This window comes from Flavobacterium sp. (assembly GCF_035456085.1).
Lineage (GTDB): Bacteria > Bacteroidota > Bacteroidia > Flavobacteriales > Flavobacteriaceae > Flavobacterium.
Window position 1 is genome coordinate 18,368 of record NZ_DATIDY010000174.1, and the last position, 8,757, is coordinate 27,124.

The following is an 8,757-nucleotide window of genomic DNA, read 5'->3' on the forward strand; positions in this document are numbered from 1 at the left end:
TTTTTATGCAATCACATTCAGCATTTTTTGAGTTGCAACTATTGCAGCAACCGTTTGGTCTGAATCTAATCCTCTTGTTTTGAATTCTTTTCCGTTATTTGTCCAGGTAATTACAGTTTCGCATAATGCATCCGAGCTGCTTCCTGGAGGTATTCGAACAGCATAATCTACCAATTTTGGCAAAGCCATTTTTCTGGCTTTATAAATTTTAGAAAGGGCATTCATAAATGCATCAAACTGACCGTCACCTTGTGCGCTTTCTTCAAAAATTTCACCATCAATCTTAAGGCTAAGTGTTGTTGAAGGGTTTAATCCTTTGGCATGAACCAATACATAAGATTCAACCACAATTTTTTCTTCATAAGTCTGACTATCCAAAACATCTGAGATGATGTATGGTAGATCTTCTTTGGTAACCGTTTGTTTTTTGTCGCCCAATTCTATGATTTTTTGGGTAACTAATTTCAAGTCTTCAGGATTTAGTTTTAAACCTAACTCTTGAAGATTTTTTTCTATATTGGCTTTGCCAGATGTTTTTCCTAAAGCATATTTACGCTTTCTACCAAAACGCTCTGGAAGCAAATCATTAAAATATAAATTGTTTTTGTTGTCTCCATCAGCGTGAATTCCGGCAGTTTGTGTAAAAACGTTGTCGCCAACAATTGGCTTATTAGCTGGAATTCTATAACCAGTAAAAGTCTCCACCAATTTACTTACCGAGTATAAAGAAGATTCTTTGATGTTGATTTGCACCTCAGGCATAAAATCATTAATCACTGCAGTAGTACTTTCTAGTGGAGCATTTCCAGTGCGTTCTCCCATTCCGTTTACGGTAACGTGCAATCCGTTGATGCCTGCTTTTACAGCTTCCATCACATTGGCAACACTCAAATCATAATCGTTGTGGGCGTGAAAATCAAAATGAATGTTTGGATATTTCGTTTTGATTTTAGAAATAAATTCAAAAGTTTCCGAAGGAATTAAAACTCCTAAAGTGTCTGGTAATAATATTCTTTTGATAGGTAGTGTTACCAAAAAATCTAAATATTGAAAAACATATTCAGGAGAATTACGCATTCCGTTGCTCCAATCTTCCAGATAAACATTGGTTACAATTTCGTTTTTATTTGCCAAAGCAACAGATTCGGCAATTTCTGCAAAATGTTGTTCTGGCGTTTTTTTTAATTGATGTGTCAAATGATTTAAAGAACCTTTGGTCAAAAGATTTTGGACTTTGGCTCCCGCTTTTTTCATCCATTCGATAGAAATTCCGCCATCAACAAAAGATAATACTTCGATTCTGTCAGTATATCCTTTTTCCTCAGCCCAAGACATAATGCCTTTTACACCCTGAAATTCTCCTTCACTCACGCGCGCCGAAGCAATTTCGATTCTATCAACATGTAATTCTTCCAACAATAATTGTGCAATGGTAAGTTTTTCTGCTGCCGAAAAAGATACTCCCGAGGTTTGTTCACCATCACGAAGCGTCGTATCCATTATTTCAATTTTTCTTTTTTCCATTTTATATTGTTAGCTTTTAATAATAAGCTCGGGTAATTTTAATGTTTATATTTTTGTTATTAGAATCAAACCTGTCGACCAACACATTTTTGTTAATTGAATGTCTTCTCTTTTTTCTAAATTCTGAATAAGAATTTCGACATTTTCACTATGATTTTCTGGCCAATTTGGTTGAGGCAACATATCATCAATTAAATAAATTCCACCAGAATTTAATAAGTTCAACGTTTCATCCAAAACTGCATATTTGCCAGGCCAGGCATCAGCAAAAATCAAATCAAATTTTTGACCTTTATAATTTAAAATCCATTTTTCGGCATCTTCACAAACAAATGAAACATTTGGTTGGTGAAAATATTTTTTTGCAATGTTTTGATATTCTGACGAATTGTCTATTGAAATTAAATTTGATTTCGCAGACATTCCCTCAATCATCCACGCAAGTGATAAACCTGTTCCTGTTCCTAATTCTAAAAAACGTCCTTCTTTTTTGGTCGCAATTAATGTTCTAAGAATACTTCCGGTTTGTAAATCAGACGGCATTGTAAATGAAATTTTTTCAGAATCTATTTTGATTTCTGAATACCATTTTGGCAATACAATGCTGTTGTCATTCATTTTTAAATTTAATTATGTTTTATTTTCCAGAACCATTTCATAATGCTCCACAATTGGAAACGGATTATAATAATGATGCAGCAATTTTTTCCATTCTAAATATGCTTCAGATTCTCTGAAACCTATCGTATGATCTTCTAATTTTTCCCAATTGACCAATAACAAGTATTTGTTTTCTTCCTCAATGCATTTCCTCAAACTATGATTTACATAACCCGGAATAGATTGAATAAATTGGCTGGCTATTGCAAAATCTTTTTCAAAATAAAGTTCTTTTCCTTTTATTACCTGTAGAACAGCCATTTCTAAAATCATACTTATTTTTATTTATAAACCCGACAGATTTTTAAAACCTGTCGGGTGTCATCATAAATTGAGTTCGGTTTTTTTAAATAGTAGTAAACTGCGAAAAAAGCATTACTGTCCACTAAAAACTGATCACTGTTACTTTTTTAATAAGGAAGTTTGTCAGCAAAAGCTACAATATCCTCTTTGATGTTTTGTAAATAATCAATGTCATCAAAACCATTGATCATATTGTTCTTTTTGTATCCGTTGATCGCAAAAGATTCTTGTTGACCTGTAGCCAATAAAGTGATTGTTTGCGCAGGCAAGTCAATTTTTAATTCTGCTTTTGGATCAGCCTCAATTGCTTTGAAAATATTTTCTAAAAACTCAGGGCTAACTTGTACTGGCAAAACACCAATATTCAAGCAGTTTCCTTTAAAAATATCTGCAAAGAAAGACGAAACTACAGCACGGAATCCATAATCATAAACTGCCCAAGCAGCGTGTTCACGAGATGATCCTGAACCAAAGTTTTTACCTCCCACAAGGATTTTTCCTGAGTAAGTTGGGTTGTTTAAAACGAAATCTGCTTTTGGAGTATTATCTCCATTGTATCTCCAGTCTCTGAAAAGATTGTCTCCAAAACCTTCACGTTTTGTAGCTTTCAAGAAACGAGCAGGTATGATTTGATCCGTATCTACGTTCTCAATCGGTAGTGGCACTGCACTACTGGTAAGTATATTAAATTTATCGTATGCCATTTTTTATTTGTTTTTGGCAGTCGGCCTTGGGCTTTGGGCTTTGGGCAGAAACTGCAATAATTTTATTGATTTAATTTTAGTCTTAATTGATAAATCTGTTTTCTAATTTGAATTACTTTGCTTTCTAAATTCTGATGAATTTCAGGGTTTAAATATTTCAAGTCAGAAGTCAGTAATAATAAATATTCAACTTCTGAACAGGAAGCAATTGCAATATTCAAATATCTTGCAAATTCTTTTTCGGAATTAGAGCCACAACCTTCGGCAAAATTTGTTGGAATAGAAGAAACTGCTCTTCTCAATTGACTTGTTAATCCAAATAATTCTTCTTTTGGAAACTCTTTTGTTACTTGATAAACTTCAAGTGTGAACAAATGACTTTCTTGCCAAGCATTGTACTTTCTAAAATCTCTCATTTTTTTGAGCTTTCGGCTATGGGCTTTGAGCCGTTTGCCGACAGCTCACAGCTTTTTAAAATAACTCTCTTGGATCTGTTAATTTTCCAGTAACCGCAGCAGCAGCAGCCATAATTGGCGAAGCTAATAAAGTTCTTGAACCAGGACCTTGACGACCTTCAAAGTTTCTGTTTGATGTACTTACCGCATATTTTCCAGCAGGAACTTTATCATCGTTCATTGCCAAACAAGCAGAACATCCAGGCTGACGCAATACAAATCCTGCATCAGTCAGAATATCCAAAATACCTTCTTCTTTGATTTGAGCTTCAACTACGTGAGAACCTGGAACTAACCAAGCTGTTACATTGTCTGCTTTTTTGCGGCCTTTTACAATTTCAGCAAAAGCTCTAAAATCTTCAATACGTCCGTTTGTACAACTTCCTAAGAAAACATAATCAATTGGTTTTCCAATCATCACATCATCTTCATTGAAGCCCATATAAGCTAACGATTTTTTGTATGTTTCCTCGCCACCTTCCACTTGGTCAGCGTTTGGAATATGTTTAGTAATACCAATTCCCATACCTGGGTTAGTACCATAAGTGATCATTGGTTCGATGTCAGCAGCATTGATGTTTAATTCAGCATCAAAAACAGCATCAGGATCAGTTTTTAAAGTTTTCCAGTATTCAACAGCTTTGGTCCAAGCTTCTCCTTTTGGAGCATATAATCTTCCTTCAAGGAAATCAAAAGTTGTTTGGTCAGGAGCAATCATCCCTCCACGAGCACCCATTTCAATACTTAGGTTACAAACAGTCATACGACCTTCCATAGTCATGTTTTCGAAAACATCACCAGCATATTCTACGAAATATCCTGTACCTCCAGAAGTTGTCAATTGAGCAATAATATAAAGAGCAACGTCTTTTGGTCCAACACCTTTGCTTAAAGTACCATTTACATTGATACGCATTTTTTTAGGTTTTGGCTGCATGATACATTGTGTAGAAAGTACCATCTCTACCTCAGAAGTTCCGATACCAAAAGCAATCGCTCCAAAAGCACCGTGAGTAGAAGTATGTGAATCTCCACAAACAATAGTAGCACCTGGCAAAGTAATTCCGTTTTCAGGTCCAACTACGTGTACAATTCCATTTTTTTGGTGACCCAATCCCCAGTGAGAAATGCCATATTCAGTAGCATTATCTTCCAAGGCTTTCAACTGATTAGCAGATAAAGCATCTGCAACAGGTAAATGTTGGTTTATAGTTGGTGTATTGTGGTCTGCGGTAGCAAAAGTACGCTCTGGATATAAAACTTTTACACCTCTGGCTTTCAATCCTAAAAAAGCAACAGGACTCGTAACTTCGTGAATGAAATGACGGTCAATAAAAAACACATCTGGTCCATCTTCAATTTTACGCACAACATGTGAATCCCATACTTTGTCAAATAATGTCTTACTCATTTTATTTTTTTTTAATTGTAATTGTTATAACCACAGTAGCTTGATGTCATTATAATAGAAGTTCAAAATTATAAAAAGATGTTGATGTGTCAATTTCGATATTTCGTTTTATACGATACCCAACTGTTTTGGTTTTTTGAAATTTTAATTATAACAACTTTAGTTAAGCTAGTTCACTTTTGAAATGTCATTTAAAATTTATCCCAAAAGAATACAAAACCGGTACTTTACTGTTGTTTTTAATAATTGGCAAATTTATCGCTATTGTAGCATAAAATAAGTGGTTTGTGTTTAAAAAATATAACATTTTGTGTTTAAATAGTAATAATTATCAAGTGTTATACTTTGTAATTTGTGAGCAAATCATAGTTTATATTGGAATTAAGATAACTTAAGAGCACTTGTTTTTGGCTTATTTTTTAATTTGATTTTACGACATCCAAAAGGGAATTATTGACGTTTTTTTTTTAAATTATAAATAGATTTTGAGCTAAAAGTAAAAAAGAAAAGGCGCATAAAGAATTAGAAATAAAGTTTTAAAATCTATTTTTTGGTGAATTCTTTGATTCATAAAATCTTGCTTTGTGGAATTTGAAGAAGCAAAAGTTTAAAGATTGGTTTACTACTCTTAAAAAACATTCAAAATGTCTTAATGGGCTATTGATTTGTTCAAATCTACTATCGATTTGCCTTAACGGGCTGTTCAAATAATTTTCTATGAAATAATTTTGTTTTTTTTAACGAGAGTTTAAATGATTAAGCCATTGGCTATAATTGTTGATGATTTCAGTTGTTTTTGCAGTAGTGAAATGGAATGAAATTTCAAGACACATTTCGAATCTAACGACTAAAAATTAAAACTATTTATGAACAACGGTTTACCTTATTTAGGCTATTTATAAACCCAATCTAAATTAAAATTATGATTAAAAAATTACTTTTACTATTTGCTTTTGTGAATATGAGTATTGCATCGGCTAAGACATTTGTTCCGCCAACCTTCTTATTTGAGGGAATTAATTATGAAGTTACAGCTCCAGGAACTGTAAAAGTTGTGTCGAATACAGAAGCGAAATATTCTGGTTCAGTAGTAATACCTTCTATGGTTACTTACAATGATGTTATTTATAATGTTACTGAAATTGGCGAAAGTGCTTTTTTTGGATGTGAAAGTTTAGATTCTATAACTATTCCAAATTCTGTTGTTTCTATTGGCGAATATACTTTTTATAATTGTTCAAGTTTAGCTTCTATTACTATTCCAAGTTCTGTGACTTCTATTGGCGAATATACTTTTTATAATTGTTCTAATCTGACTTCAGTAACTATTCCAAGTTCTGTGACTTCTATTGGAGATGATGCTTTTTATAATTGTTCTAATCTAACTTCAGTAACTATTCCAAGTTCTGTGACTTCTATTGGAAATGATGCTTTTAGTCGTTGTTATAGTCTAACCTCAGTAACTATTCCAAATTCTGTTACTTTTATTGGAGATAATGCTTTTGCTAAATGTTCTAATCTAACTTCTTTAACTATTCCAGATTCTGTTGCTTCTATTGGATATGGTTCTTTTGCTAATTGTTCTAAACTAACTTATGTAACTATTCCAAATTCGGTTACTTCTATTGGAGCTAGAGCTTTTAATACTTGTTATAATTTAAAGCAGATTACATGTAATATCGAAAATCCATTGTATATTGATTCATCTGTGTTTGGAGGTGTAGATTTAGAATTTTGTAGATTAATTGTTCCTACAGGGCAAACACAAGCTTACAAAGATGCAGATGTATGGAATGAATTTACAACGTTAACAGATGTTGCGCCTTTTGTTGTAAATGGATTGGCTTATGTAATAACATCAGCTGTTGAACCAACAACTGTAAAAATAGTTGCAAATATAGAAAATAGTAATCCTAGTTCAATAACAATACCTGCAACAGTTAGCAATAATGGTGTAGTTTACAATGTTACAGAAATTAGTCCTTCTGCTTTCAGAGAATATTGGAATTTAAAACAGATTACTTGTAATATTGAAGAGCCATTGATACTTGATGAATTTGTCTTTGACTATGTAGATTTAGCATCTTGTAAATTAATTGTTTCTACAGGTAAAATACAAGCTTATAGAGAAGCTCCTGTTTGGGAAGGTTTTTCTTCAATAGTAGATGTTGCCCCATTTGTTGTAAATGGAGTAGCCTATGAAATTACTTCAGCGTCAACTGTAAAAGTAATAGCAAATTATGAAGATAATAATATTCGTTCAATCACAATACCTACTACGGTTAATAATAATGGCGTAGTTTATGATGTTACAGAAATTAGTGATTCTGCTTTTAATGGATATTCTAATTTATCACAAATTACTTGTGATTTTGAAGAGCCATTGCCAATTGATGAATCTGTCCTGGATAATGTAAATTTAGATTTTTGTAGATTAATTGTTCCTGCAGGAAAAGTGCAAGTTTACAGAGATACATATGTGTGGAAATATTTTACAACTATAACAGATGTTGCTCCATTTATAGTAGACGGTATCGCTTATGAAATTACGTCAGCAGTAGAACCAACAACTGTAAAAGTAATATCAAATCCAGAAAACAGTTATTCAGGTTCCATTACAATACCTTCTACTGTAAGCAATATGGGCATAGTATATAATGTTACTGAAATTAGTTCTTATGCTTTTCAATATAATGCTGACATAACTTCTGTTAGTATTGGTGATAACGTTACTTCTCTTCAAGATGGAACCTTTCAAAATTGTTATAGATTAACTTCTGCTAACATTGGTAATAAAGTTGCTTCTATCGGTTGGCGTGCCTTTTCAGAGTGCTATAGCTTAAAAACAATAAACATTCCAGCTTCAGTTTTATCTATTGGTCAAGAGGCTTTCGCTTTATGCAGCAGCTTAACTAAAATAGAAATCCCTAATACTGTAACTAGTATTGAAGCATTGGCTTTTGGTCGCTCTGGTTTAACAACTTTTACTTTTCCAAGTTCAGTTACTAAAATTGAATTAGGTACTTTTTGGGGTTGTAATGAGTTAGCTTCTGTAACTATTCCTAGCAGTGTTACTGCAATCGATGAGATGGCTTTTACAGACTGTTCAAAATTAAAAACAGTGAATTGTGCTATCGAATCACCATTGGATATAAATTCAAATGTATTTGATAATACAACAGTTCAATCTTGTGCATTAGTTGTTCCTGCAGCCAGCCTTGACTCTTACAAAGCAGCAGCTGTTTGGGAAAATTTTTATTCGATAACTGCTAGTACAACATTAGGTACAGTTGATTTTTCTGCTAAAAATAAAGTATCGGTATATCCAAATCCAGTTCATGGCGAATTGTTTGTACAATTAAATACCACAGACAAAACTACAATTCAACTTTTTGATGTAACTGGGAAAGTAGTAATTCAAAAAACAGTAAATGCTACTGAAAATAGTATTGACACAAGTAACTTGGTAAATGGATTGTACTTTGTTAAAGTAAATTCAAATGAAGGTACATTCACTAAAAAAGTAATTAAAAATTAACAACTTACTTCTTTCAAACTTAAAGAGGCTGTCCGAAAAGGGCAGCTTTTTTATGCGACAAATTTCAGGGATTGATTTTGGGTTGGCTGATTTATGAAAAAATATTTCGTTTGGATTTTAAAACGATAAATTTCGACTCCTATAACTCCATTTGGAACTTTT

7 protein-coding genes are annotated in these 8,757 nt (G+C 32.8%); 1 reads left to right on the forward strand and 6 read right to left on the reverse strand.

All coding sequences use genetic code 11. The features are described 5' to 3' along the window. Positions 1 to 3: 3 nt before the first annotated feature. From VLC96_RS13405 to leuC, 6 genes are all read right to left on the reverse strand, one after another. The gene (locus VLC96_RS13405) at positions 4 to 1,524 is read right to left on the reverse strand and encodes a hydroxymethylglutaryl-CoA lyase-like TIM-barrel protein (protein ID WP_325263674.1); all 1,521 of its coding nucleotides are present in this window, start codon (positions 1,522 to 1,524) and stop codon (positions 4 to 6) included. Positions 1,525 to 1,569: 45 nt separating this feature from the next. Next, positions 1,570 to 2,142, reverse strand: coding sequence for an O-methyltransferase (locus VLC96_RS13410; protein WP_325263676.1), 573 nt, complete (start codon positions 2,140 to 2,142; stop codon positions 1,570 to 1,572). A 12-nt stretch (positions 2,143 to 2,154) separates the two neighbouring features. Next, on the reverse strand, positions 2,155 to 2,457 hold the full coding sequence (locus VLC96_RS13415; RefSeq protein ID WP_325263678.1) for an antibiotic biosynthesis monooxygenase family protein: 303 nt from the start codon (positions 2,455 to 2,457) through the stop codon (positions 2,155 to 2,157). Positions 2,458 to 2,594: 137 nt separating this feature from the next. After that, positions 2,595 to 3,191 carry a 3-isopropylmalate dehydratase small subunit gene (gene leuD, locus VLC96_RS13420; protein WP_325263679.1) on the reverse strand — a complete coding sequence of 199 codons (597 nt, stop codon included), beginning with the start codon at positions 3,189 to 3,191 and terminating at the stop codon, positions 2,595 to 2,597. Between the two features lie 62 nt (positions 3,192 to 3,253). Then, on the reverse strand, positions 3,254 to 3,607 hold the full coding sequence (locus tag VLC96_RS13425) for a four helix bundle protein (RefSeq protein WP_325263681.1): 354 nt from the start codon (positions 3,605 to 3,607) through the stop codon (positions 3,254 to 3,256). Between the two features lie 55 nt (positions 3,608 to 3,662). Continuing rightward, positions 3,663 to 5,057 carry a 3-isopropylmalate dehydratase large subunit gene (gene leuC / locus VLC96_RS13430; protein ID WP_325263683.1) on the reverse strand — a complete coding sequence of 465 codons (1,395 nt, stop codon included), beginning with the start codon at positions 5,055 to 5,057 and terminating at the stop codon, positions 3,663 to 3,665. 922 nt (positions 5,058 to 5,979) lie between these two features. On the opposite strand from leuC, the gene VLC96_RS13435 reads away from it, so the two are divergent. After that, positions 5,980 to 8,595 (forward strand): leucine-rich repeat domain-containing protein, encoded by a 2,616-nt coding sequence (locus tag VLC96_RS13435; RefSeq protein WP_325263684.1) that lies wholly within the window; start codon positions 5,980 to 5,982, stop codon positions 8,593 to 8,595. Positions 8,596 to 8,757 lie beyond the last annotated feature (162 nt).

Bases quoted from the DNA above. Each gene is read 5' to 3' on its own strand.
- VLC96_RS13405 (WP_325263674.1), bottom strand. From the start codon at position 1,524: ATGGAAAAAAGAAAAATTGAAATAATGGATACGACGCTTCGTGATGGT.
- VLC96_RS13410 (WP_325263676.1), bottom strand. From the start codon at position 2,142: ATGAATGACAACAGCATTGTATTGCCAAAATGGTATTCAGAAATCAAA.
- VLC96_RS13415 (WP_325263678.1), bottom strand. From the start codon at position 2,457: ATGATTTTAGAAATGGCTGTTCTACAGGTAATAAAAGGAAAAGAACTT.
- leuD (WP_325263679.1), bottom strand. From the start codon at position 3,191: ATGGCATACGATAAATTTAATATACTTACCAGTAGTGCAGTGCCACTA.
- VLC96_RS13425 (WP_325263681.1), bottom strand. From the start codon at position 3,607: ATGAGAGATTTTAGAAAGTACAATGCTTGGCAAGAAAGTCATTTGTTC.
- leuC (WP_325263683.1), bottom strand. From the start codon at position 5,057: ATGAGTAAGACATTATTTGACAAAGTATGGGATTCACATGTTGTGCGT.
- VLC96_RS13435 (WP_325263684.1), top strand. From the start codon at position 5,980: ATGATTAAAAAATTACTTTTACTATTTGCTTTTGTGAATATGAGTATT.